Here is a 21,935-nt window from a genome sequence, read left to right on the forward strand (position 1 = left end):
CGACGTGACGGCAGCCCTTGGCCGCCCGCTGCTCAGCCCCGGGCCGCGTCGTCGAGGCCGTCGAGCAGCGCGCCGACCTTGCGTTGCAGCGGATGCTCGGCCAGAACGGCGGCGGCGCGAAGCCGCGCCCGGGCCTGCTCGACCAGTTGACGTGCTTCCGTGGGGCGATCCATGTGGAGCAGCTGCTCGGCGCGGCGCAGTTCCAGCCGGGCGACCACGGCCAGCTCGCCGGGCACCTCGCGCGCTTGCTCGATCAGATCCATGGCAATCAGCGTCTCGCCGACCGAATCCGCGCGCGCCAGCGCACACGCGGCTTCGGCTTCGGCCAGCGCCCTTGATCGGTCGGGTTCGAGCACGCTTCGGGCCTGTTCGAGCAACAAGCCGGCCATCGACGTTCGCCCGAGTTCGCAGCGGTAGCGCGCCAGATCGGCCTGGGCCTGGGCAACCCGTTGCGGCGGCGCTTCGTCGCCGGCCGTCATGCGGTTGATGGCCAGCTCGATTCGCTCCGCCGCCGGCTCGAACCGGTGCGCGTCACCGTAGAGTTCGGCCAGGTAGTAATGAATGAAGAAATCGTCGTCGACCGATTCGAGGTTGAGCAGGCGACGCCACTCTTCCGCGCTTTGTTCGATCAGCGATTCGGCCTCGTCGAATCGGCCTTGCCAGCGCCTGAGATCGGCCAGTCCCGCCAGGCTGGTCGCGCGCGTACCCTGGGGCAACTCCCCGAAAGGGCCGAGCAGGTCCAGGACTTCGCGGTAGCGAGCCTCGGCGCGCTGGTAGTCGCCGAGCTGGGCGTGCAGCCCGGCCAGGTTCACGACCGTGGTCGCCAGCGACAGCGGGCTGGGCTCGGGCCGGGCGCGCTTGAGTCGAAGCACTTCCTCGAACCGTTCGATGGCTTGCTCGGGCCGTCCCGAGCGGCCAGCCACGATCGCCAGGTCGCCGGCCAGGCGCAGCTGAAGGTCGTCCGCGTCTTCGCGTTCGCGCGCCGCGTGCTGAACCTCCGCGAGGATCTCTTCGGCGCGCGCCAATTCCTCGCGCCGCATGTGGAGCCGTCCGAGGTCACGCTGCATTTCCAGGCGCTCGATGCTCTCCGGATCGTGGCGCTCGAGCAGCGCGATGGCGTGCTCGAGCGACGAGGCCATCGCGTCGAACCGGTTTCGGTCGCGGTTGCGATCGACATCCAGCATGGCCAGGCGGATGGCCAGGTCCGGATGCGCATCGGTATCGACCAGGGCCCGCGCTTCCTCGATCAGGCCGTCGGCCTGGTCGAGCTGCCTGCGGGCAATGAGAATGCCCGCCAGCGTCATCAACAGCTCGACGCGAAGTTCCGGCGGGCCGGCCGCAGGGTCACGCGCCCGCTCGATACCCTGCTCGACGAGTTCCCTCGTGGTGGGCATCTCGTCGGGCGGCAGATCGGGAATCTCGGCCTCGAACAGGTCCAACAGGAAACGATTGATGGCCTCGGCTCGGCCCTGCGCCACTTCGGCCGACCGGGCGTTGCTCTGGGCCCGCTCGGCGGCCAGGCGGGCGCGATCAGCCTGCCACAGCGCCACAGCAGTGCCCGCCAGTAAGGCCACGACCGCCAGGCCGCCGGCCGCGGCCAGGCTGCGATGGCGTCCCAGCCAGCGCTGGAATCGATACATCGCGCCGCCGTTGCGGGCGACCACCGGGAAGCCGACCGACCAGCGCTCGAGGTCTTCGAGCAGGCTTTCGACGCTGCGGTATCGCTCGTGCGGGGCGCTGGCCATCGCCCGCCGCAGGATTGCGTCAAGGTCAGCGTCGTGGCAGCTGGCCAGCGCGCGCTCGGTGCCACCTTCCAGGCGCGACGGTTCGCCGCTGAGCAGCCGTGTTTGCTTGAGCGCCGAGCGAATGCCCTGACCGGTCAGCAGGCGGTAGAGCACGGCGCCAAGCGCAAACTCGTCGTCGCCGATCGAGGGCGCCTGCCCGGCCAGGCGCTCGGGTGAAGCGTACCCGGGCGAACACCAGCGACCCGCCCTGGAAACCGAATCGGCGGCTCCCGGATCGGTCATGCGCGCGGCAATGCCGAAATCCAGAAGCCGCGCTCGCCCGCTTTCGTCGACCAGGATATTGCCCGGCTTGATGTCGCCATGGGCGACCAGCGAGCGATGGCAGTAGGCCACGGCCTCGGCGACCTGGCGGAAAAGGGCGAGACGTTCGGCCAGCGACGAGCCGCGGCGGTCGCACCAGGCATCGAGAGGCTCGCCGTCGACGAACTCCATGGCCAGCCAGGCCACGCCGTCGTCGCGCACGCCGCCGTCGACGAGCCGGGCGATGCCGGGATGCTCGAGCCGGGCCAGGGTTCGCACTTCCTGCTCGATGACCGTCTGGGCTGCCGAACCCAGGCCCTCGGGATCGAGCACCTTGATGGCCACGCGCATGTCGAAACGGCCGTCGGCACGCTCGCCTTCGAGCACCACGCCCATGCCGCCGCGCCCGACCGCCTGGCGCGAGCGCCAGGGTCCGAAGTCCTGGCCGACCAGCTGCTCGGCAGACAGCCCGGATGCCGCGCCGGTCAGCCCGCGGGCAAGCTCCTCGACCCGGCGGTCGATGAGGAGGGAACGGTCGGTATCGTGGGCGTCGAGGAGTTCGTCCAGCCAGCGGCGCACCGCCTCGGGCACCTGGCGGTCGGCGAGGATCCGCTCGCGCTCGGGCGAGCGCTTTTCCGCCAGCTCGTCGAACAGGGCCGCGGCCTGCGACCAGACCTGTCGATCGGGGCTCACGGCACCAGTTGCGTTCGCAGGAACGCCCGGGCCCGGGCCCATTCACGCGCCGCGCTGCGGCGGGAGGTGTTCATCATATCGGCCGCTTCTTCCAGGGTGGCGCCGCCGAAAAAGCGCAGCACCACCAGTTCCGCGGCACGGGGGTCGAGTTCCTCCAGACACTCGAGGGCCGCTTCCAGGGCAAGCACTTCCTCAGCCGAATCGGTATCGACCTCCGGCAGGAACTCCTCGAACAGGGGCAATTCCATGGCGCGGTCGCGCTTTTCGGCGCCGCGGTAGCGGGCGTAGTCGACCAGCAGTTGCCGCATGGCCATGGCGGCGGTCTTGAGGTAGTGCATCCGGTCGTTGGCCGGGGCGTCGGCCTGCTCGAGCTTGAGCCAGGCTTCGTTGACCAGCGCAGTGGTGTTGAGGGTCTGCTGTGGATTGGCCGACCGGGCCTGGCGCGCCGCCTGGCGAAGCTGGCGGTAGACCTGGACAAAATACTCGTCCCGGCCGGACGCGCCGCACGTATCGATTAGATCTTCCCGCTTGGCCTGCGCCATTGCCACTCCCGGAGCGCATCCCCGCAAAGGCGCCAGAAGCGCCTATCCGGATTCTCTGCGGTTTTGGCACGGAAATCAAACCCGGGTCGTTAGAAATCACGAGCGCAACCCCGGTTCGAACGCGGAGCCTCCAAACCACTGATCAAAAAGGAAATCACAGATGAGCAAGCGCATTCTTGTCCTGACCCTGCTGCTTCTGGCGCCGTTCTCGGCCAAGGCGGTCGACGGCGTGATCGAAATCAACGCCGATTGTGCGGTCTTCGGCTGCTTCAGCGGCGATTCGTCCGGCTTGCCGGTCACCATCACCTCGCCGGGTAGTTATCGGCTCACGTCGGACCTGACCACTTCCAGCGTCAACACCACCCTCATCCAGGTCAGCACTGACTCGGTCGCCATCGACCTCAACGGCTTTTCGCTCCGCGGGCCCGTCACTTGCTCCGGCACCACGCTCACCTGTTCGGGCAGCGGCAGCGGTGACGGTATCGACGCCAACGGCAGGGAGGACATCGTGATTCGCAACGGCGCGATCACCGGCATGGGTGACGACGGCATCCGGGTCTGTCGCGGCGCAAGGCTGGAGAATCTGACGGTGGCCGAGAACGGCGGCCGGGGCATCGAAGCGCTCTGTCCGGGAGTTCGCCTGAACGACCTGGTCGTGCGCGAAAACGGCGACAACGGCGTCTCGCTCGGCTTCGGCGCCAGCTACGTGACCGACAGCACGGTCTTCAACAACGGCGGCCAGGGCGTGTTCGGTGGCTACTGCGGCAACGTGTTGATGTCGGGCAACGCCAGCAATTCCTGCACGGCGATTGCACCGAATCGATGCGGCACCGCGACCCAATGCGACTGACGGCTGGGACCACGATGCTGACATCCAACAACGACCGACACCCCACTCGCAGAGCCGTCTTCCCCGCGCTCTGGGCCTTGCTGCTGTGCATGGCGCCAAGCCTGTTCGCTCAGACGCCGCTGGCACAAGTCTTCATTTCGTCCGACATACAGACCCGGATCTACGAGGACGCTTCGCAAACGGTGGCCATCAATGCCAGCGACCACAGCACGTTCATCTGGAATGCTTCGGGAACCAACAGCGCCGTTGGGGAGTTTCATGCCCCGCCGGCGACCGACCCGGTCGACATCGTCGGGTACAACCGCTTCCCTCGATGGTTCGCGATCGACATCTCGCTGGTCATCGACGGTGTGCTGGTCCGCCCCGGTGATGTCGTTCAGGTGAACGCTTCCCTGACGGATCCCGTGGTCGTTTTCGACGGCAGCGCCAATGCGCTTCCGGCCGGCGTCAACATCGATGCCGTCACGATCGATCCGGCCACTGAAGACATCGTGCTTTCCTTCGACCGAAGCGTCGGTGGCAGTCCCCTGTTTCGCCGCGCCGACCTGGTTCGCTGGACCGGATCGGTCTACGAGCTCTATTTCCAGGGAAGCATGTTGCCCGCTCGCGCCGACATCAACGGTGCCCATATTCTCGATTCGGGCAATATCCTCATGACGTTCCAGAGCGGGATCATGGTGCCGGGAACCGGCGGGTCGTTCTATGTCCGCAACGACCAGGTGGTCGAATACGATCCGGATACCGAGCTGTTCAGCATGACCGCGGTCGACCTCAACAGCCATCCGTCCTGGCGACGGGCCGGCTTCGACGCGCTTGCCGCCGTCGAGGCCGGCGACGGTCTCTTCGCCGACCGATTCGAGGATTGAACCACGCGGCCGGGAGCGGACAGCGCTCCCGGTCAGCGCCGGCCGGGGGCCGGCAGGCCGCCATTCACCTTTCCGCGCGGCGACCCGTATAATCGTCGGTCTTATCCGCCGAACCGTACCGCGCATGCCCCGAATCCTGATTGCAATGCTGGCAATGGCGATGTCGCTGGCCAACGGCTCGAGCGTCGCCTCGACCGGGCCGACCTTCGCCGAAATCGACAGCCAGTTCCGCATCCTGCTCGAAGCCCAGCGGGTGCCAGGCGCGGCCTGGGCGGTAGTGCGTGACGGGCGCATTGTCCATGCCGCCGGCCACGGCGTGCGCTCGCTCGACGATCAGCGCCGGGTCACGCCCGAGACCGTCTTTCGCACCGCCTCGGTGTCGAAGACCTTCGCCGCGCAGCTGACCGGCCAGCTCGTGGCCGAGGGCGCGCTGGGCTGGAACGACCCGATCCAGCGCTTCGTGCCGAAGTTCACCCTCGCCCGTCCGGAGCACGCGCGGCAACTGACCATTGAGCACCTGCTCGGCCAGTCCGCCGGCATCGTCCCCAATGCCTACGACAACATGCTCGACGCCGGGCGGAGCCTCGAGCAGATCCTGCCGAAGTTCGGCGAGGTTATGCCCGTATGCCAGCCCGGACAGTGCTACACCTACCAGAACGTGCTGTTCTCACTGGTCGAGCCGGCCATCGAGGCCAGCGCCGGACGACCCTACGCCGAATTGCTACGCGAGCGGCTGTTCGAACCACTCGACATGCGCCAGGCCTCGGTCGGCCTGGTCGGCTTCGATACCAGCGGCAACCGCGCCTCGCCGCACGTGAGGATCACGCGCAAGCGCTGGGTGCCGGTGGGCGTCAACGAGAACTACTACCGCGTCGCGCCCGCGGCCGGGGTCAACGCCAGCGCCCTGGACCTGGGCAAGTGGCTGGTTGCCCACATGGGGAACCGCCCGGACGTGATTCGCCCCGAGCTGGTGCGCGAGCTGACGCGCAAGCGCGTTCGCACCACGCGCGAACTGCGCCGCAAGGGCTGGCGCGATCTCCTGTCGGATGCTCATTACGGGCTGGGTTGGCGCGTCTACACCATCGACGGCCACGACCTGGTCACCCACAGCGGCTGGGTGCGGGGCTTCGTCGCCCAGATCGCCTACTCACCCGACCACGACACCGGCCTGGCGCTGCTGCTCAACGCCGAAAGCGGCGCGATCAACGACCTGTCGCTGCACTTCTGGCATCAGGTGATGGCCGAACCGCCGATGATCGCGCGGCGGCCCGCGCCGACCCCGAAAAGCGCCGAGGGCGGCACGAGCGAAGCGGCGATCGCTTCCGCGCCGAACTGACCCGTTCGGCCCGTTCGGCAATTACTTGAGGGTGGCGTTGAGAGAAATTTCCGCGCCGGCGAGTACTTTCGAAACCGGGCAGCCCTTCTTGGCGGCGTCGGCATGCTGCTGGAATTCATCCTCGCTGATGCCCGGAACGGTCGCTTCGCACACCAGCTCGATCCGCGTAATCGACGGACCGTCGTCACCCATTTCGAGGTGAACCTTCGCTTCGGTCGACACCGAATCGGGCGTGTGGCCGGACTCGGCCAGGATGTTCGACAGCGCCATCGAGAAGCAGCCGGCGTGGGCGGCGGCAATCAGCTCTTCGGGGTTGCTGCCGGTGCCGGACTCGAAACGCGAACTGAACGAGTACTGCCCTTCCCAGGCACCACTCCCGAAAGCCATGCTGCCCTTGCCGGACTTGAGATCGCCCTGCCATTGGGCATTCGCTTTTCTTACGGTCATTGTCTGGCTCCTCATTCATCGAAAGCGGAACTTCATTGTACGCGTGAGACGTTAACGAGGCGTTGCACAGCAGGATATCCCCAACCCATCGAACGCGCCGAATCGGCGTATCCTGACGAACATGGGAAAATCCACGCTACTGATCACCAACCCCGGCAGCCGCTCCGGGGGCGATGATATCGACCTGGCGGCAGAGCGCCTGGGCGAACAGGGCGAGATCGAAGTCATCCGGCCCGGATCACCCGGCGACCTTCCCGCTGCCATCCGCGAACGCGGCCGCGACTTCGATCGAGTCGTTCTGGGCGGCGGCGACGGCACCGTCAACCTCGCCCTCGACGCCCTGATCGAAGTCGACAAGCCCTTCGGCCTGCTGCCGCTGGGGACCGCCAACGACCTGGCACGCTCGCTGGAGATCCCGCAGAGCCTCGAGCGCGCGGTCGACATCATCCTGGCCGGGCACCTGCGCCGGATCGATACCGCACGCGTCAACGATGTGAGCTTCATCAACGCCATCGGGATTGGCCTGGGGCCGCAGGTCACGCGTGAGATGGACGCCGGGTCCAAGTCGCAGCTGGGCGTGCTGGCCTACCTCAAGGGCATCGTCCAGGCGCTGCAGCGTCAGTCCGTTTTTCGTGCCCGCATCCAGAGCGAGGACCGCTCACGTGAAGGCGAGTACGTGCAGATCACCATCGCCAACGGCATTCACTACGGCGGCGGCATGACCGTCGCCGACGACGCCAAGCTCGACGACGGGCGGCTGGATGTGCTGCTGGTGCCCAAACAAAGCCACTTGAGCCTGCTGGGCAATGCGCTTCGGTTCCGCACGGGCTTGACCCGCGCCGCCGATTCGCTGAGCCACTGGCGCTGCAGCGAGCTGAGCATCGAGACCGACAAGACCATGGACGTCACCGCCGACGGCGAATTCCTGGCCGAAACCCCGGTCGAGTGCACCGTCGTTCCGGCCTGCCTGTCGATCTACGCGCCACGCTGAACCCCGAACGCGGTCGCGCCGCCCGATCACCGCCCGACCTCGGGCGCGTGACAATAGGGCGAATAGGCGTAGTACTTGGGTCGATCGTCGAGCCTGACGTGCAGCCAGGCCACACCGCCACCGGCGGTACTGAGCCAGACCGGGTACTCGCCAAGGCGTTCGCTCATCGCCACCGAAACCTCCCGCCAGAGTTCGCGCTGCTGCTCGCGGGGTGCGCCCCGCAAGAAAGCTGCGAAATGAACGTACACGCCCTCGTCGGCGCGGGGACAGGGCACGACCATGATCGCGTCACCGCCAAGGTTGTGAAAACGGACCACGTCCCGATCGGTGCGGAAATACCCAGCAAAGGGCACCGGATCGGCCCGACCGTCGAGCGAAGCGTCCGCCACGACCACGCACTCGAACATCGAATCCAGGCGCGAGGCCGTCATCGCCGGCGTTTCAAATCGAAAGGCGACGAATGGCTGCCGCGCGAGCGCCCGTCCGAGGCAGTCGCCCAGCGCCGGATCGCTGCGCCACCCGGCCAGCACACGGCGCCAGCTCAGCGGCCCGCCGGCATCCGACACCGAAAACCGGACGGTCCGATCGCCCAGCGATTCCGAATCCACTTCGTAGCATTGCCGGGCCATGCGTCCATGATAGGCCCGCCCTGCCAGCCCGTGCGAACGGGTAGACTGCCAACATCCACCATCACTCCGGGCGAAACGGGAGTCGAATGCCATGAACAACCGGACCGTCTACTCCGATGAACAGGCCGCACTGATCGAAGCGCACCAGCACGCCTGCGCCCTCGCACAGCGCTACGGGCACGCCTGCGAGGAGCTGCTCGAAGATGGCGAGCTGAAAGATCGTCTCGAGAACCGGCGCGCCGAGCTGAACGAACTCTCCGATGCGCTCGAGTCGCGTATTCGCGACCAGGACCTGATGCCCCACGACGTCAACGTCGACCGCGAAGACCTGGCCCGCCTGGCCGATCGCTTCCGCGAGTGGCTCGACCACGAACGCCACGCCCACCTGCAACGGGCCCTGGCCGACCGCGAGGCCGAACTGATCGAAAGGCTCGAAGCCCTGCGGGATGCAGGCATGGATGACGGCCTGATCCGGGAATCCAATGCAGCCGGACGGCGGATGATGGCGGCACTGGAAGGAAGCTGATTCCGATCAGCGGGATGCCTCGAACACTGCCCGCCGGGTACCAGCTACCGCAGCCCAGGCAAGCGCGATCCACCCGGCCATATGGCACATGCCGCCCAGCGGTGTGACCGGCCCCAGCCAGTCGAGGCCCAGCAGCATGCGCGCGTAGATGCTGAAACTAAACAGCAGCGTGCCGGCGACGAACAGCCATGAAGACAGGCCCAACCGGAAAGCCACTGCCTTCGCGTCCACCAGCGAGCCCGCCAAGCCAGTCACCACGATCATCACCGCGCCGAACTCGTGGTAGCGCACGGCCGTCATGACCGAGCGCATGGCCTCGGCATCCAGGCCGCCGACCGGCCCGTGCCCCGTAGCGGCCCCGGCGACCACGGCCAGCAGCCCGAGCCCTGCACCGACGAGAACGGATTGCATCGAATCATCTCCAGCGAAGGTTCGGCCCCGATTATGGACCAGGCCAGTGGGTCGTGGACGATGCCGCCGACGCAACTTCGGATTCTCGGGTTCTGAGAATTCCTGCTGCATAATGCGGCCTCATGAACGGCGTGCAGACCCCCAACGAAACCATCCTGACCCCCACCGCACGGCTGGCCCGCGCGGAGAAGCACCGCCAGGCGCTGGCGCACAAGGCCGATGGCGAAAAAGCCTGGCGCTCGCCGGAAGTCCTGGCCTTCTCCAGCTGGATCGGCCGCTTGCGCGACGACTGGTTCCTGACGGCCGAGTCGCCGCGGGTGCCGGTGTCGGCCTCCCAGGCGCTGGTGCTGTGGCAGTCAGTGATCGACCGCGACGTGTTCATCGGCGAGCCGCGCGTGGCCGAGATGGCCGCGGCGAGCTGGCGGCTGCTGCACGAGTACCGCATCGAGGCACCGACGCGCTGGTCGGACATCATCCTGAGCGAGGACAGCCGCCACTTTCGCGACTGGGCGGAACGCTTCCTGGAACTGTGCGACAGCCGCGAACTGATCGATGAGTGGCGCTTCGCCGGCCGGCTGCCCGAGCTGATCGCCGCCGGCGATATCGCGCTGCCCGAAGCCATCCGACTGTCGGGTTTCGAGCTGGCCATGACGCCGCTGCAGCGCGCCATCATCGACGCGGCCGAGGCGGCCGGTACGCGGATCGAACGCGACGAGCCGCCCGAGGCTACCGGGCCGATCCGGTCGGTCACCGCGCATACCGAGGACACCGATGAACTGCTCGCCGCGGCGCGCTGGGCGCGCGAGCGACTGGCCGGCGACATCGACCAGAACATCGCCATCGTCGTCCCAGGCCTGCGCGAACGTCTCGGCGCGGTCGAGCGGATTTTCCGGCAGGTGTTCGATCCCGGCGGTTTCGCGCTGGCGGCCCACCGCGACGAGCCCTGGCACGTTTCACTCGGTCCCGCGCTGTCGCGCTGGCCGCTGGTGGCCGACGCGCTGGGCCTGCTCCGGCTCGATCCGCACCGTATCAGCCAGCCCGAGGCGGCCACGCTGCTGCGCTCACCCTTTCTCGCCGACTGGCCTGAGGAAGCGCGCTCGAGAGCCCATGCGCTTTCGCGCCTGATTCGCCATCGCCCGCACTGGCTGCACGCCGGGCAGCTGGCCTGGCAGTCGGGCGAGGCGGGCGCGAAGGAGCTGTCCACGCGGATTGCAGGGTGGGAGATGCTGCGGCGTGAACACCGCGATACCGCCCTGCCCTCGCAGTGGGTGGCGCGCTTCCAGAAGGAACTGGCGGCCATCGGCTTCGGTCGCGGTCGCGGGCTCGACAGCCGCGAATTCCAGGTGCTGCAGCGCTTCCACGATCTGCTCGAGGATTTCAGCGCGCTCGACCTGGTCGTCGAGCGCCCCGTCTCGCGCCCGGAGGCGGTGCGCCGACTCAACGAACGCGCGGCCGCGGCGACCTTCCGCGAACGCAACCCCGGCGCGCCGGTCGAGATCCTGGGCGTGGAGGAAGCGCTGGGATCGCGCTTCGACGCGGTCTGGATCACCGGCCTGGACCACCAGGCCTGGCCGTCGCCGACGCGGCGCGACCCCTTCATCCCGGCCGGCCTTCAGACCCAAATTCCGGCGGCCAGCGCCGAGGGTGCCCTGGGTCGTGCGCGCGACGAACTCGACGGCCTGCTGCGCGCCGCCTCACGCGTGGTCGGCAGCTTCAGCCGCGGCAGCGACGACGAGCAGCGCCACCTCACGCCGCTGCTGCAGGGCTGCACGGTCGAGGAAGCCGCTTCTGGCGAGGCGATCGTCCCGGCCGATATCGAGACCCTGCCCGACGACACCGTGGCACCGGCCCACCCCGGCGGCGAATTGCGCGGCGGCACATCGGTGCTGCAGCGCCAGTCGGATTGCCCCTTCCGTTCCTTCGCCGAAACCCGCCTGGGCGCCGGCGATCTGACCCCGCCGCGCCCCGGGCTGGATGCACGCGACCGCGGCAGCCTGATCCACAAGGCGCTGGAGCATTTCTGGCGGGGGCTGGACGGCCTGGCCGCGCTCGAAGCCCTCGACGAGAACGCGCTGGCCGAACGCATCGCCACCGCCCGCGACACCGCGATGGAGGAATTCGCACGTCGCAGCCCGACGGCGCTGAGCAAAGCCGGCCTGGCCATCGAGGCGCAGTGCCTGGACCGTTCGCTCGAGCGCTGGCTGGCGATCGAACGCCAGCGCGAGGGGTTCACCGTCCAGGCGCTGGAAACAACGATCGAGCTCGGGTTCGGCGGCCTGAAGCTCACCGGCAAGATCGACCGCGTCGACGAGATGGATGGCGGCGGTTCGGTCGTGATCGACTACAAGACCGGCGCCAGCGGCAAGAGCGGCTGGGCGCCGGAGGCGCGCCTGGCCGACGTGCAGCTACCCGCCTACGCCGCCAGCCTTCAGCCGCGCCCCGCGGCCATCGCCTTCGCGCGTCTGCGGCCCGACAGCTTGGGTTTCGACGGCCTGGCCGAGGTCGATGCCGGCATGCCCGGCGTTTCGGTCATCGGCGAGATCAAGGGCAACTCCCGCTTCAAGGGGGCGGCGTCCTGGCCGTCGCTGGTCGACGACTGGCGCGATCTGCTCGGATTCCTGGCCGCCGACTTCCAGGCCGGCCGGGCCGAAGTTCACCCGCGCGATGCGCAGGTCTGCCGGTACTGCCACCTGCACGCGCTTTGCCGCATCAACGAGCGCGTGGTCCTGCCGGAGGCCGATCATGAGTGACGACAAGCAGCGACAACTGGCCGTCGAGCCGCATCGCTCGGTGATCGTCCAGGCGCCGGCCGGCTCGGGCAAGACCACCCTGCTGGTCGAACGCTACCTGGGCCTGCTCGGCGTGGTCGAGGCACCCGAGGAAATCCTGGCCATCACATTCACGCGCAAGGCCGCCGCCGAAATGCGCGAGCGCATCCTGCAGTTCCTGGACCCGGACTACGAGGCTTCCGGCCCACACGAACAGGCTGCGCTGGCCAAGGCCCGCGCGGTGGCCGACAAGGTCGCCGAGTGGCACCTGCTCGACAACCCGCAACGGCTGCTGATCCGCACCATCGACAGCTTCAACCACTACCTGGCGCGCACCATGCCGGTCGCCAGCCAGCTCGGGCCGGTACCCGCGCCGGCGGAGAATACCCGCGTGCTCTACCGCGAGGCCGCCCGACGGGTGCTGGCCCGCGCCGACGGCGGCGACGGGCTGGCCGAGGACGTCAAGCGCCTGCTGCTGTGGCGCGACCACCGCAGCCAGGACATCGAGGATCTCCTGGTCGCCCTGCTCGGCAAGCGCGAGCAGTGGCTGCGGGCGCTTGGCATCAGCGGCCATCCGGAACGGGCCGATTTCGAGCGCGTGGTTCGCGCGGTGGTCACCGACCAGCTCAGCGCGGCCCGGGCCGCGCTCGACGAGAGCCTGGCGGCCGCCGGCGTGGACCCCGAGACCCTGCTCGAGCTGCTCCGCCAGGCGGCCGGCAGCCTCCAGGCCGACGGCACGGACTCGCCGCTGGACGACTGTGATCTCACGCGGCTGCCGAACCCCGACCCGGCCGACCTGCCGATCTGGCGGGCGCTGGGCTTCGCCCTGCTGACCAACACCGGCACCTGGCGCGCCAGTCCCAACAAGAACCAGGGCTTTCCCCCCAAGAGCGAACACAAAGAGCGCATCGTGCCGCTGCTCGATCGGCTGCGCGACGACGATAACCTGGCGGCCTGGATCGACCGCGCCCGCGCCCTGCCCGAGCCGCACTACGGCCCGGAGGAATGGGAAGTGCTGGCCTCGATGATCCGGGTGCTCGAGGCCAGCGCCGCCGAACTCGAACTGGTGTTCGCCGAAACCGGCCAGAGCGACTTCGCCGGCATCGGCGCGGCCGCACTGCGCGGCCTGGGCGACGAGGAAGGCGGCTACACCGACCTGGCGCTGTACCTGGATCGCCGCATCCGCCACATCCTGGTCGACGAGTACCAGGACACCAACTGGGGCCAGTACCACCTGCTCGAGAAACTCGTCGGCGCCTGGCAGCCGGGCGAGGAACGCAGCCTGTTCCTGGTCGGCGACCCGATGCAGTCCATCTACCGCTTCCGCGAGGCCGAGGTGGGGCTGTTCATGCGCACGCGCGAGCACGGCATCGGCGCCCAGGCGGTCGAGTCCTGCCGCCTCACGCGCAATTTCCGGTCGCGGGCCGAAATCGTCGACTGGGTCAACGAACGGCTCGGGCCGGTCTTTCCCGTCGACGAGGACATCTCCGCCGGCGCCGTCGGCTACGCGCCGTCGGAGCCCGGGCGCGACGGCGGCGGCCGCGTCGAGATACTCGCCCGCCCCGATCGCGTCTCCGAGGCCGATGCCCTGGCCGGGCGACTGGCCGAGGCGATCGAGGCCCGCCGCGACGATCCCGACTTCAAGGCCGCGATCATCGTGCGGGCGCGCTCGCACCTGGCGGATATCCTGCCCGCGCTGGCGCGCCACGGCATCGGCTACCGGGCGGTCAAGCTCGACCCCCTGCTGACCCGCCCGGTCGTACAGGATCTGCTGGCCATCACCCGCACCATCATCAACCCGGCCGACACGGCTTCGCTGCTGGCGCTGCTGCGCTCGCCGGTCAGCGGCCTGACCCTGGCCGACCTGCATGCCCTGGCCGGCGACGGCCGGTCGCCCGACGACCCGGATGCGCTCGAGCGGCTTGCCGGAGACGGTCACAGCCGTGCGGTTCGGGTGTTAGAAGCCCTGGAGCAGGCGCGGGACCTGTGGCGAAAGCGCGGCGTGCGCGACCTGGTCGAGGGCCTGTGGACCCGGCTGGGCGGCCCGCAGGTGCTCGAGCGGCCGGAATCGGAACGACGCGATGCCCTGGCCTTTCTCGACACCCTGACCGCCGCCGAGGAACAGGGCCTGCTGGCCGACTGGAACGCCTTCATGGAGCTGCTCGACGAGCAGTTCACCGAAGGCGACCCACCCAGCGAAGACACCCGGCTCGAGATCCTGACCATGCACGGCGCCAAGGGCCTGGAATGGGACCTGGTCGCCCTGCCGGGGCTCGACCGCGGCACCGGCGGCAATGACCGCGAGCTGCTCTACTGGCTGCCCTTCACGCCCGAATCCGGCGAGGAGCGCGTGTTGATCGCCCCACTGCGCTCGGCCGAGCAGGACGACAACACGAACCTCATCAAACTCATCCGCGCCGAGCAGAAGCAGCGCGAGGGCTTCGAACACCAGCGCCTGCTCTACGTCGCGGCGACGCGGGCACGCGAGCAGTTGCTGCTGACGGCCTCGCTCGACCCCGAGAAGGTACCGGTCCAGCCGTCGGCGGGCAGCCTGCTGTCCGACCTGTGGCCGACCTGTGGCGAGGACTTCGTTCGCGCGCTGCAGCAAGCGCCACCGCCGGAAAACGCTTCCACGGGCAGCGATGGTCGACCCGACCAGGGCCTGCGCCGCGTGCGGGCCGGCTGGGAGCCGCCGATCGGCGAGCGGCTGGAATGGCGGCCAACCCTGCCGCCGCGCGAGCGCGAGGTCGAGATCGAATTCAACTGGGCCGGCGTCCAGGTCAGGCGCATCGGCACGGTGTTGCATCGCCTGCTCGAGCGCGTCGGGCAGGTCGGGATCGAGCAATTCGACGAGCATCAGCGCCGGTCATTGCGCGCGCGCATCCCCGGCCTGCTCAAGGCCATGGGCACGGGCGGCGACGAGCTCGAGACCGCCGTCGAACCCATTCGCGAAGCCTTCGACCAAACGCTCGAAAGTGAAACCGGGCGCTGGATCCTCAGCGGTCAGCATCGCGAGGCCGCCTGCGAACTGCCGCTGTCGGGCATCATCGACGGCGAGCTGGTCAACGCCGTCATCGATCGCACCTTCATCGACGAACACGGCACGCGCTGGATCATCGACTACAAGTCGGGCTATCACGGCGGCGGCGATCTCGAGGGTTTCCTCGGCGAGGAAGCGGAACGCTACAACGTGCAACTGGAGACCTATCGAAAGCTGTTCGCACAGATGGGCGAGACCGACATCAAGGCCGCACTCTACCTGCCGCGGCACGATCAACTTGTGGTGGCCCGATAGGCGCCTGATGCGTTGCGCTTGCGCTCCACGCATCCTACCTGCGATACGCGTCAACACCATGTCTTGCTCGCAGGATGCGTGGAGGCCGTCAGGCCGTAACGCATCATCCCGGCAAGCGTCTGAAGCGCTGGGATTGAGCGCGACGTGGAGTCGCTCGTGTAAGCTGTTTACATGAATCCTGCCTCGAAATTCGGTTTCATGCGGCTGGCGCTAATGCTGGGACTGGTATTCCTGCTTTCGGCGGCAGCAGGCGCGGCCAACGATTCCACGCAAGGCAACTGGTTCGAGGCTGAAAGCCTCAACGCCGGCCTTGGAGCCCCCCCGGACGACCTCGATATCAGCACGCCGCGTGCGGCGGTCATCGAGTTCCTCGACTCAGGCGACGACGGAGACTTTTCTCGAGCGGCGCACGTTCTCGAACTAAGCCACATTTCCGAGGAAGAGCAGGCCGAGCGAGGCCCGGAGCTGGCGCGCAAACTGCGCGAGGTCATGAACCGTACGATGGTCATCAGCTGGAACGAATTGCCAGCTCGCAGCGATGCCTTGTTCGAAGCCGCGAGCAATGATGCGCCACTGGCCGGCCAGCCGCGCCGAAGCCTGGAACTCAGCGTGCTCGAAGTCAATGGCCGACCGGCCGAGATTCGCCTCAACCGGGCCAAACCGGGCGAGCAGCCACCCATCTGGATTTTCTCCTCCCAGACGGTTCGCGCCATCGATGCCATGTACGAAAGCTACGGGCCGGGCTGGCTGGAAGAGCGACTGCCCGACGTGCTCCAGCGGCCGGTTGGTTTCGGTACGAGAGCCTGGGAATGGTTGGCCCTGCCTCTGACCGTCGCATTGATGGTGGGGCTGGGCCTGATCGTCCATCGCCTGCTCGGCTGGCTGGGATGCCGGGTACCTATCGGCTGGATCAACCGTGCGGCCGACCGAATGCGCATGCCGCTGACGGTCGCGCTGATGGCCCTGCTCGCTCAGCTTCTGACCGGCTGGATCATCAGCTTTTCCGGGTTCTTCTACACCGTGCTCACGCCGCTTTTGATCGGCCTGACCATCGTCGGCCTCACACTCGCCGCACTGCGCACCATCGACGCCACGCTCGAGAAAGTCACCGAGCGCTTTGTCGACGAGATCGACGACAGCAGCGACCGGGATCGTCGCAAGCTCTACACATCCATTTACGCCCTGCGCCGCTTCGTGCTACTGGCGGCTGTGCTGATCAGCATCGTGCTGTTCCTGGTTCAGCTGCGTCTGTTCGACAACGTCGGCATGTCGCTGCTGGCTTCAGCCGGCGTGATAACCGTAGTCCTGGGCATTGCCGGCCAGACCGTGCTCGGCAACATCCTGGCCAGCTTGCAGATCGCCGTAGCCAAGCCGGTCCGCATCGGCGATGCCGTGCTGTACGGGGACCAGTGGGGCTACGTGGAGTCGATTTACTACAGCTACCTCGTCCTGCGCTCCTGGGACGGCCGGCGCCTGATCGTGCCGGTGCAGTACTTTATCTCCCATCCGTTCGAGAACCTGTCGATGGTCGACGCCAGCCTTACCCGTACGGTTTCGCTGCGCCTCGACCATTGCGCCGAACCGGACAAGCTGCGCAAGGCCTTCAAGAAGCTGGTCGCGAAAGACGAACGCGCCGTCGAAGATGAACTGCTCATGACGTCGGTCACGGAGATCAACGAGGACTTCCAGGAAATCACCTTCTATGCCACTGCCGCCAACCCCACCGACGCCTGGCTGATGCAGCTGGACCTGCGCGAGGACCTGAGCGACTGGGTACGCCGCTATCACCCCGAATGGTGGCCACGCGATCGCGTGCTACTGGATCGCACTCGTACAGAATCCGCTGGCAAGCCGGAAAACACCTGATCTGCCAGTTCGGTGCCCATCACGTTGAGCGGCCTGATGGTCACCATGCATCATGCCTGCGTCACTGCGCTGTCAGATCGGCCACGCGCTCTTCAAGCGCGCTGTTGCGCGGCTTCACGACGGACTCGAAACGCTGCACCACCTTGCCGTTTCGATCGATGAGGTACTTGTTGAAATTCCAGCCCGGCTCGCCTGCCTCGGCGTTGAGCTGCCGGAAAAGCGCATTGGCATCCTCACCCTTGACCGAACTGGTCGCAAACATTGGAAAGCTCACGCCGTAGTTCACGTAGCAGACGTCCGCCGTGTCCTTCTCGTCGTCGAGTTCCTGCTGGAAATCGTCGGAGGGAAAGCCCAGCACGACCAGGCCTTCGTTCCGGTAGGCCTGGTAGAGGGCTTCGAGTCCCTCGAACTGCGGCGCAAAGCCGCACTCGCTGGCCGTATTGACCACCAGCATGACCTGCCCCGAAAAGGCCTCGCAAAGGTTGGTTTCCTCGGACGTAGCCAGGCCGCGATGCGAGTAGTCAAGCAAGTTGCCACAATCAGCTGCGGCGATGCCGGCCAGACCGACCAGGCTCAGGCCAAGCATTCCTCGAATGTTCATATCGTTTCTCCCGAATCAAATGACACTATTTCAACCTGCGATCGATCACGAGGAGGTGAAAGCCCACCACGTTCATCCTCACCGCATCAGCTCGGGTAGGAACAACGCGATCTGCGGGAACATGATCAACAGCGCCGTCGCGCACAGCAGGATGAACACGAACGGCGGTGTGCCGGCGATGACGTCCAGGTAGGGTCGTCTGAAGATGGCCACGGCGGTGAAGATGTCGCAGCCGAACGGCGGCGTGGCCGAGCCGATGGCCGCCTGCAGCACCACGATCGTGCCGACGTGCACCGGATCGAGCCCGGCCGACTGGATGGCCGGCGCAAAGATGGGTGTCAGGATCAGGATGACCACGATCGGGTCGACGAACATGCAGCCGATGAAGTAGGCGACCGCCACCAGCGCCAGCACCATCATCGGATTCTCGGCGGCGTTGGCGACGATATCACCGAGCAACAGTTCGGGGATCTGGGCGAAGGACACGATCCACGAGAAGCCCATGCCGGCGGCCACCAGGATGAAGACAACGGCGGTGATCATGCCGGTCGACAGCGCCACGCCCGGCAGGTCGGAGAACTTGACCTCGCGGTAGATGCCCATCTCCAGCAGCAGGGCGTAGGCGACCGACATCGAGGCCGCCTCGGTGGGGCTGAAGTAGCCCGAGTAGATGCCGCCGATGATGATGACCGGAAAACCGAAGGCCAGCACGGCACGGCGCAGGGCCGTCAGCCGCTCGCCCCAACTCGACGCCGGCCTCGGCGGGATCTTCTTCCACACCGAGATGATGTAGCAGTAGACGGCGAAGAACGCCAGGATCATCAGCCCCGGCCCGATTCCGGCGATGAACAGATCGCCCACCGATGTTCCCGAGGCGACGCCGTAGATGATCATGCCGATCGACGGCGGAATCAGCAGCGCGATGTCGCTGGCATTGATGATCAGCGCCATCGAGAAACGATCGGTGTAGCCGGCCTCGAGCAGCCTGGGGCGCAGCGGCTTGCCCATGGCGACGACGGTTGCCTGGGTGGACCCCGAAACCGCGCCGAAGAGCGTGCAGGACACGGCCGTGGTCACCGGCAAGCCGCCCCGGATATGACCGACGAACTTGCTGACCAGGTCGAGCAGTCGATCGGCCGTGTGACCCTTGATCATGATGTCGGCGGCGAGGATGAACATCGGCACCGCCACCAGAACGCTTTGCTCCACGCCGCCGATCATCTGCTGCACGAGCGTTCGCGGCTCGACCATCGAGAAGCTGGAGAACATCAGCACCATGGCGCCGACGGTCAGCGGCACCATCATCGGAAAGCCCATCAGCAAGAGCACGACCATGACGACGGCTGCCACCAGGGCCACCTGCGCATCACTGAGCGCGGCCAGCCCGATCAACTCGAAGAACTCAGTCATCGTCCCGCTCCCGTCTTTCGGCTTCGTCCGCTCTACCTTCATCCGGACCGTCGTCCGGAAGCCGGCCGAACGAGGTCTGCTCGACGGCCTGCTCTTCGCTCTCGTACTCGTCGCGGTGGTCCCAGGACAGGTAATTGCCGCGGCTGGTCACGTTGCGAAGTCCGGCGAGAAAGAACTGCACGCCGCCCAGGAAAAAGCCCAGCGGCACGACCATGTAGATCAAGTAGACCGGGAAGCCGGTCGAGGAGGTGACCCGGCAGCGACCGCTTCGGTTCTCGACCAGTTCGATGAACACGCCGAATAGGACCGCGCCTGCCGCCAGAACGGCCACGAAGGCAATAAACAGCAGGAGATTGCGTCGCATGGCGCTCATGCCGGCCAGGATCCGGCCGCCGACTTCGGCGACGAGCCGGATGAGGTGACCGAACAGGACCATGCCGACCAGGACCAGTCCGAGGCCGATCCACAGCGGCGTCGCGCCGAGCGCCTCGGGCAACACCCGGCAGCTTCGCTGCACAGACTGCGCATAGGCCCAGCCGTAGTTTGCGAGCAAGAAGAGCAATGCCGAAGTGCCGAAGCCGACGATGGTCAGCAACACCTTCCGGGCGAATTCGGGCAGCAGGTCGTGAATGGCGGAAACGCGAATGTGGCGCGCGTTGCGGGCGCCGATACCGATTCCCATGAAAGTGACGACGACCAGCAGTAGCTGTGTGACGTCAGCGGCAAACTGCAGGCTCGAACCCAGGGTGTTACGCGAGATGACGTTGATCACGCTGACGATCGCCATGGCGGCAATCGCCGTGACCAGGGCGAACTGCTCGAACCAGTCCAGGCCCCGATCGAACCAGGCGAACGGACGCCGAAAGGCGCGCCGCCAGGTGCCGCCCTGCGCGGACCCCGAATCGCTCATCGGCCCCTTTCCGGCAGTCGCTGCGTGGCGCTACGGCTCGTCACCCTCGGCATCCCTCGTCGCTGCGTGAACTCGCCTCCATTCTACACGGCAGCCCCGTGACGAAGCGCCCGGAACCGGGCGTCGGACTGCCCCACGGCCGGTCCATGTTATGTTTACTGGTGGTTTCAATTACCGGAGAGAAGCATGATTGGAAGTATTCGCAGTATCAGCCTGACGCTGCTGTTCGCGCTGTTTTTGAGTGCCTGCGGCGACTCCGGACAGACACCCTCGGAGCAAGCGGGCAACGGTGAAGCGCCCGAGCCCGAACCCGAGACCGAAGCGGTCACCTGGCGATTTGCGCTCGAAGAAGTCGAGGGCAGCGTTCAGGACGCCTACGCCCAGGAATTCAAGCGGCGCATCGAGGAGCGCAGCGGCGGTGAGATCGAGATCGAAATCTACCCCTACGGCGCGCTCGGCACCTCGTCCCAGCTGACCGAGATGGCCCAGAGCGGCGGCATCGAGTTGACCTTCGCCTCGCCGGGGCATCTCGCCGACCTGATCCCGGAAGTCGGCGTGTTCACGCTGCACTTCGTGCTGTCGGAGAGCAACCAGGTCAACCGCGAGGTACTGTCCGACAAGCGGGTCTACGACCTCTTCCAGCCGCTGTACAACGACGAGGACCTGCAGCTGCTCGACATCGTTCCCGAGGGCTGGATGGTCTGGAGCGGCGACAAGGCGCTGCGCACGCTGGAAGACTTCGACAACTTCAAGATTCGCACCATGACCTCGCCCATCCTGGTCGAGTCATACCGCGCTTACGGCGCCAACCCGACGCCGATGCCTTATTCGGAGGTCTACAGCGGCCTGCAGCTCGGCCAGATCGACGGCCAGGTCAACCCGATCTTCGCGATCGAGGAAATGAGCTTCTACGAGGAGCAGGACGTGCTCACTTCGGGGCGCCACGCCCAGTTCATCGCCACGCTGGCGGCGAGCAAGCAGTGGTTCGATTCGCTCAGCGATGAGCAGCGCCAGATGGTGATCGAGGTGCGCGATGAACTCGTCGACTGGATCGACGATGAGCAGATCCGCTACAACGAGGAGCGGCTCCAGACCATCCTCGACGAGGGCGGCACCGAGTGGGTCGAGCTGACCGAGGAAGAGCGCCAGGTTTTCCGCGAAGCCAGCATGGGCGTTCGCGACATCTACGTGGAGCAGGCCGGCGATAGCGGGCAGGAAATCCTCGACACCCTGCTCGAGCTGATCGCAGACGCCGAGGGCGACTCGGGTTCGGATGACGAGACCGAATCGAGCATGGAAGACGACAGCCAGAACGACGCCTGAGCGCGACGGGCCTGATCGTCCCGGCCCGCGCCGCGGGCCGGGACATGACCCATACCCGGCGGATCAGCGCAACTGGCTGTCCTTGCTGCCGCGCCGGTTGTAGCCGCTGAGGTTTTTCGTCTCCGCCTCGTCCATTTCTTCCTGGCAGGCCACGCACAGGCGCACGCCCGGCAGCGCTTTGCGACGCGCCTCGGGAATCGCCTCACCGCATTCCTCGCACTCCCGACGACTCTCTCCGGTCGGAATCCGGCTGCGCACCCGCGCCAGTCCGTCCTCGACCGTGCAGTCGATCTGCTTTTGCACACCTTCGTCCGTGGACCAGCCACCCGCCAATTTCATATCCTCCTGTCCGTAGCGCGTTTTCCGCGCGACCAGTCTTCAACATGCTGACATGCAGCGCTCTTTGCAAGTTGTTGATCACGATCC

The 21,935-nt window shown here is 66.9% G+C and carries 18 protein-coding genes; 9 read left to right on the plus strand and 9 right to left on the minus strand.

Annotated elements, in window-relative coordinates; all coding sequences use genetic code 11:
* Window positions 1–32: 32 nt before the first annotated feature.
* Both ACDC67_RS10985 and ACDC67_RS10990 read right to left on the minus strand, forming a co-directional pair.
* Window positions 33–2,738, minus strand: coding sequence for a protein kinase domain-containing protein (locus ACDC67_RS10985; RefSeq protein WP_376693099.1), 2,706 nt, complete (start codon window positions 2,736–2,738; stop codon window positions 33–35).
* The gene (locus ACDC67_RS10990; RefSeq protein ID WP_376693101.1) at window positions 2,735–3,280 is read right to left on the minus strand and encodes an ECF-type sigma factor; all 546 of its coding nucleotides are present in this window, start codon (window positions 3,278–3,280) and stop codon (window positions 2,735–2,737) included. The genes ACDC67_RS10985 and ACDC67_RS10990 overlap by 4 nt, the downstream gene beginning before the upstream one ends.
* A gap of 160 nt (window positions 3,281–3,440) precedes the next feature.
* On the opposite strand from ACDC67_RS10990, the gene ACDC67_RS10995 reads away from it, so the two are divergent.
* The 3 genes from ACDC67_RS10995 to ACDC67_RS11005 all read left to right on the plus strand — a co-directional run bounded on the left by ACDC67_RS10995 (window position 3,441) and on the right by ACDC67_RS11005 (window position 6,332).
* Window positions 3,441–4,130: a right-handed parallel beta-helix repeat-containing protein gene (locus tag ACDC67_RS10995; protein WP_376693102.1), complete on the plus strand. Its 690-nt coding sequence runs from the start codon at window positions 3,441–3,443 to the stop codon at window positions 4,128–4,130.
* A 14-nt stretch (window positions 4,131–4,144) separates the two neighbouring features.
* Window positions 4,145–4,996, plus strand: coding sequence for a hypothetical protein (locus ACDC67_RS11000; RefSeq protein WP_376693104.1), 852 nt, complete (start codon window positions 4,145–4,147; stop codon window positions 4,994–4,996).
* Between the two features lie 124 nt (window positions 4,997–5,120).
* Entirely contained in the window at window positions 5,121–6,332 is a 1,212-nt protein-coding gene (locus tag ACDC67_RS11005; RefSeq protein ID WP_376693106.1) for a serine hydrolase domain-containing protein, read from the plus strand.
* A 21-nt stretch (window positions 6,333–6,353) separates the two neighbouring features.
* Here ACDC67_RS11005 and ACDC67_RS11010 read toward each other — a convergent pair whose 3' ends face one another.
* On the minus strand, window positions 6,354–6,779 hold the full coding sequence (locus tag ACDC67_RS11010; protein WP_376693108.1) for an OsmC family protein: 426 nt from the start codon (window positions 6,777–6,779) through the stop codon (window positions 6,354–6,356).
* A gap of 121 nt (window positions 6,780–6,900) precedes the next feature.
* Between ACDC67_RS11010 and ACDC67_RS11015 the strand changes: the two genes are divergently transcribed.
* Window positions 6,901–7,770, plus strand: a complete 870-nt coding sequence (locus ACDC67_RS11015; protein ID WP_376693110.1) for a diacylglycerol/lipid kinase family protein — start codon at window positions 6,901–6,903, stop codon at window positions 7,768–7,770.
* 26 nt (window positions 7,771–7,796) lie between these two features.
* Here the strand turns inward: ACDC67_RS11015 and ACDC67_RS11020 are convergent, their stop codons facing one another.
* A complete protein-coding gene (locus ACDC67_RS11020; RefSeq protein WP_376693112.1) occupies window positions 7,797–8,399 on the minus strand; it encodes a DUF6940 family protein in 603 nt (200 codons plus the stop codon).
* A gap of 91 nt (window positions 8,400–8,490) precedes the next feature.
* Between ACDC67_RS11020 and ACDC67_RS11025 the strand changes: the two genes are divergently transcribed.
* Window positions 8,491–8,925 carry a hypothetical protein gene (locus ACDC67_RS11025; protein ID WP_376693114.1) on the plus strand — a complete coding sequence of 145 codons (435 nt, stop codon included), beginning with the start codon at window positions 8,491–8,493 and terminating at the stop codon, window positions 8,923–8,925.
* Between the two features lie 6 nt (window positions 8,926–8,931).
* Here ACDC67_RS11025 and ACDC67_RS11030 read toward each other — a convergent pair whose 3' ends face one another.
* Window positions 8,932–9,336 carry a DUF423 domain-containing protein gene (locus ACDC67_RS11030; RefSeq protein WP_376693116.1) on the minus strand — a complete coding sequence of 135 codons (405 nt, stop codon included), beginning with the start codon at window positions 9,334–9,336 and terminating at the stop codon, window positions 8,932–8,934.
* Window positions 9,337–9,458: 122 nt separating this feature from the next.
* On the opposite strand from ACDC67_RS11030, the gene ACDC67_RS11035 reads away from it, so the two are divergent.
* The 3 genes from ACDC67_RS11035 (at window position 9,459) to ACDC67_RS11045 (ending at window position 17,265) form a co-directional block, all read left to right on the plus strand.
* On the plus strand, window positions 9,459–12,086 hold the full coding sequence (locus ACDC67_RS11035) for a PD-(D/E)XK nuclease family protein (RefSeq protein WP_376693118.1): 2,628 nt from the start codon (window positions 9,459–9,461) through the stop codon (window positions 12,084–12,086).
* Window positions 12,079–15,399, plus strand: a complete 3,321-nt coding sequence (locus ACDC67_RS11040; RefSeq protein WP_376693120.1) for a UvrD-helicase domain-containing protein — start codon at window positions 12,079–12,081, stop codon at window positions 15,397–15,399. The genes ACDC67_RS11035 and ACDC67_RS11040 overlap by 8 nt, the downstream gene beginning before the upstream one ends.
* Window positions 15,400–15,597: 198 nt before the next feature.
* Entirely contained in the window at window positions 15,598–17,265 is a 1,668-nt protein-coding gene (locus ACDC67_RS11045) for a mechanosensitive ion channel family protein (protein WP_376693122.1), read from the plus strand.
* A gap of 61 nt (window positions 17,266–17,326) precedes the next feature.
* On the opposite strand, the gene ACDC67_RS11050 is transcribed toward ACDC67_RS11045, so the two are convergent.
* The 3 genes from ACDC67_RS11050 to ACDC67_RS11060 form a co-directional block, all read right to left on the minus strand.
* Window positions 17,327–17,866 carry a glutathione peroxidase gene (locus ACDC67_RS11050; RefSeq protein WP_376693124.1) on the minus strand — a complete coding sequence of 180 codons (540 nt, stop codon included), beginning with the start codon at window positions 17,864–17,866 and terminating at the stop codon, window positions 17,327–17,329.
* A gap of 78 nt (window positions 17,867–17,944) precedes the next feature.
* The gene (locus ACDC67_RS11055; protein ID WP_376693126.1) at window positions 17,945–19,276 is read right to left on the minus strand and encodes a TRAP transporter large permease; all 1,332 of its coding nucleotides are present in this window, start codon (window positions 19,274–19,276) and stop codon (window positions 17,945–17,947) included.
* Window positions 19,269–20,186 carry a TRAP transporter small permease gene (locus ACDC67_RS11060; RefSeq protein ID WP_376693128.1) on the minus strand — a complete coding sequence of 306 codons (918 nt, stop codon included), beginning with the start codon at window positions 20,184–20,186 and terminating at the stop codon, window positions 19,269–19,271. Before ACDC67_RS11060 ends, ACDC67_RS11055 begins: the two co-directional genes overlap by 8 nt.
* A 186-nt stretch (window positions 20,187–20,372) precedes the next feature.
* Between ACDC67_RS11060 and ACDC67_RS11065 the strand changes: the two genes are divergently transcribed.
* A complete protein-coding gene (locus ACDC67_RS11065) occupies window positions 20,373–21,509 on the plus strand; it encodes a TRAP transporter substrate-binding protein (protein WP_376693130.1) in 1,137 nt (378 codons plus the stop codon).
* 63 nt (window positions 21,510–21,572) lie between these two features.
* Here the strand turns inward: ACDC67_RS11065 and ACDC67_RS11070 are convergent, their stop codons facing one another.
* Window positions 21,573–21,842 (minus strand): DksA/TraR family C4-type zinc finger protein, encoded by a 270-nt coding sequence (locus ACDC67_RS11070; protein WP_376693164.1) that lies wholly within the window; start codon window positions 21,840–21,842, stop codon window positions 21,573–21,575.
* Between the last annotated feature and the right edge of the window lie 93 nt (window positions 21,843–21,935).

It is taken from the genome of Wenzhouxiangella indolica (assembly GCF_042310355.1).
GTDB lineage: Bacteria > Pseudomonadota > Gammaproteobacteria > Xanthomonadales > Wenzhouxiangellaceae > Wenzhouxiangella.

What these genes read in the sequence shown, in the direction of transcription:
- ACDC67_RS11035 (WP_376693118.1), top strand. Translation starts at nt 9,459, where the DNA reads ATGAACGGCGTGCAGACCCCCAACGAAACCATCCTGACCCCCACCGCA.
- ACDC67_RS11040 (WP_376693120.1), top strand. Translation starts at nt 12,079, where the DNA reads ATGAGTGACGACAAGCAGCGACAACTGGCCGTCGAGCCGCATCGCTCG.
- ACDC67_RS11005 (WP_376693106.1), top strand. Translation starts at nt 5,121, where the DNA reads ATGCCCCGAATCCTGATTGCAATGCTGGCAATGGCGATGTCGCTGGCC.
- ACDC67_RS11015 (WP_376693110.1), top strand. Translation starts at nt 6,901, where the DNA reads ATGGGAAAATCCACGCTACTGATCACCAACCCCGGCAGCCGCTCCGGG.
- ACDC67_RS11010 (WP_376693108.1), bottom strand. Translation starts at nt 6,779, where the DNA reads ATGACCGTAAGAAAAGCGAATGCCCAATGGCAGGGCGATCTCAAGTCC.
- ACDC67_RS11025 (WP_376693114.1), top strand. Translation starts at nt 8,491, where the DNA reads ATGAACAACCGGACCGTCTACTCCGATGAACAGGCCGCACTGATCGAA.
- ACDC67_RS10990 (WP_376693101.1), bottom strand. Translation starts at nt 3,280, where the DNA reads ATGGCGCAGGCCAAGCGGGAAGATCTAATCGATACGTGCGGCGCGTCC.
- ACDC67_RS11065 (WP_376693130.1), top strand. Translation starts at nt 20,373, where the DNA reads ATGATTGGAAGTATTCGCAGTATCAGCCTGACGCTGCTGTTCGCGCTG.
- ACDC67_RS11055 (WP_376693126.1), bottom strand. Translation starts at nt 19,276, where the DNA reads ATGACTGAGTTCTTCGAGTTGATCGGGCTGGCCGCGCTCAGTGATGCG.
- ACDC67_RS10995 (WP_376693102.1), top strand. Translation starts at nt 3,441, where the DNA reads ATGAGCAAGCGCATTCTTGTCCTGACCCTGCTGCTTCTGGCGCCGTTC.
- ACDC67_RS11030 (WP_376693116.1), bottom strand. Translation starts at nt 9,336, where the DNA reads ATGCAATCCGTTCTCGTCGGTGCAGGGCTCGGGCTGCTGGCCGTGGTC.
- ACDC67_RS11050 (WP_376693124.1), bottom strand. Translation starts at nt 17,866, where the DNA reads ATGAACATTCGAGGAATGCTTGGCCTGAGCCTGGTCGGTCTGGCCGGC.
- ACDC67_RS11020 (WP_376693112.1), bottom strand. Translation starts at nt 8,399, where the DNA reads ATGGCCCGGCAATGCTACGAAGTGGATTCGGAATCGCTGGGCGATCGG.
- ACDC67_RS11060 (WP_376693128.1), bottom strand. Translation starts at nt 20,186, where the DNA reads ATGAGCGATTCGGGGTCCGCGCAGGGCGGCACCTGGCGGCGCGCCTTT.
- ACDC67_RS11045 (WP_376693122.1), top strand. Translation starts at nt 15,598, where the DNA reads ATGCGGCTGGCGCTAATGCTGGGACTGGTATTCCTGCTTTCGGCGGCA.
- ACDC67_RS11000 (WP_376693104.1), top strand. Translation starts at nt 4,145, where the DNA reads ATGCTGACATCCAACAACGACCGACACCCCACTCGCAGAGCCGTCTTC.